This is a genomic window from Arthrobacter sp. H41 (assembly GCF_000520535.1).
Lineage (GTDB): Bacteria > Actinomycetota > Actinomycetes > Actinomycetales > Micrococcaceae > Arthrobacter_D.
In genome coordinates, this window is sequence record NZ_KI914839.1 from 6354 (window position 1) to 7460 (window position 1107).

At 67.0% G+C, this 1107-nt stretch carries 3 protein-coding genes; 2 read left to right on the plus strand and 1 reads right to left on the minus strand.

Annotated elements, in window-relative coordinates:
• A partial coding sequence (locus tag Y705_RS23335) for a DUF1731 domain-containing protein (protein ID WP_253908659.1) occupies positions 1 to 301 on the plus strand: 301 nt, incomplete at its 5' end.
• An 86-nt stretch (positions 302 to 387) separates the two neighbouring features.
• The gene (locus Y705_RS0115605) at positions 388 to 825 is read left to right on the plus strand and encodes a DUF1731 domain-containing protein (protein ID WP_081738116.1); all 438 of its coding nucleotides are present in this window, start codon (positions 388 to 390) and stop codon (positions 823 to 825) included.
• 62 nt (positions 826 to 887) lie between these two features.
• Here the strand turns inward: Y705_RS0115605 and Y705_RS22535 are convergent.
• Positions 888 to 1107: hypothetical protein (locus Y705_RS22535; protein WP_162149104.1), on the minus strand; the 220-nt coding region annotated here is incomplete at its 5' end.

Consider the following 1107-nt stretch of genomic DNA (forward strand, 5'->3'; position numbering starts at 1 on the left):
CCAGGTGCGGGCCATGGAGTTCCTGCTGACCGCTTCCGTTGAAGGCCCGGTCAACCTGTGCGCGCCGGAACCCGCCCATGCAGGCACCATCATCGCCGATCTGGGCGAGGCGCTGCACCGCCCTAGCCGGCTGCGGGTTCCACGGAAGGTGCTCAGCACGCTTGGGGGCCAACTTGCCGAAGAGCTGCTGCTCACCAGTATGAGGATGCAGCCGCGCGTCCTGACCGGCGCCGGATTCACCTTCGAGCAGTCGACCTCCAGGGACCTTGCCGACTGGGTGCGCGGCTCACGCGGCAAGTAACCTTCCCTGCGGCCCGCCTGCGGGTCTGTCGACGAGCCCTGCCGACGGGTCTGCCAGCGGGCTCACCGCTCGTCATACTCGGGTTCATGCACCGAGTAGATTTTCCAGCCGCCGCCGTCGTTTCGGAGCACGAATACGAGGTCCTGGGTTTCGGCGGGCATCCACCCGGAGAGGGGCCGATCGGCTCCGGACAGCAGTGGTGGCCCTGGATTACGATGATCGACCAGGTGCGGGCCATGGAGTTCCTGCTGACCGCTTCCGTTGAAGGCCCGGTCAACCTGTGCGCGCCGGAACCCGCCCATGCAGGCACCATCATCGCCGATCTGGGCGAGGCGCTGCACCGCCCTAGCCGGCTGCGGGTTCCACGGAAGGTGCTCAGCACGCTTGGGGGCCAACTTGCCGAAGAGCTGCTGCTCACCAGTATGAGGATGCAGCCGCGCGTCCTGACCGGCGCCGGATTCACCTTCGAGCAGTCGACCTCCAGGGACCTTGCCGACTGGGTGCGCGGCTCACGCGGCAAGTAACCTTCCCTGCGGCCCGCCTGCGGGTCTGTCGACGAGCCCTGCCGACGGGTCTGCCAGCGGGCTCACCGCTCGTCATACTCGGGTTCATGCACCGAGTAGATTTTCCAGCCGCCGCCGTCGTTTCGGAGCACGAATACGAGGTCCTGGGTTTCGGCGGGCATCCACCCGGAGACAGGCGTACCGTCGTCAGTGACCTGGGTATAACCCGAGACTGCAGCCCGTGCGGCAATGGAGACTGACTCCGGCAGGATCATCCCATCCGCCGGAGGACCGGGCTCGCCG

What these genes read in the sequence shown, in the direction of transcription:
- Y705_RS0115605 (WP_081738116.1), top strand. Translation starts at nt 388, where the DNA reads ATGCACCGAGTAGATTTTCCAGCCGCCGCCGTCGTTTCGGAGCACGAA.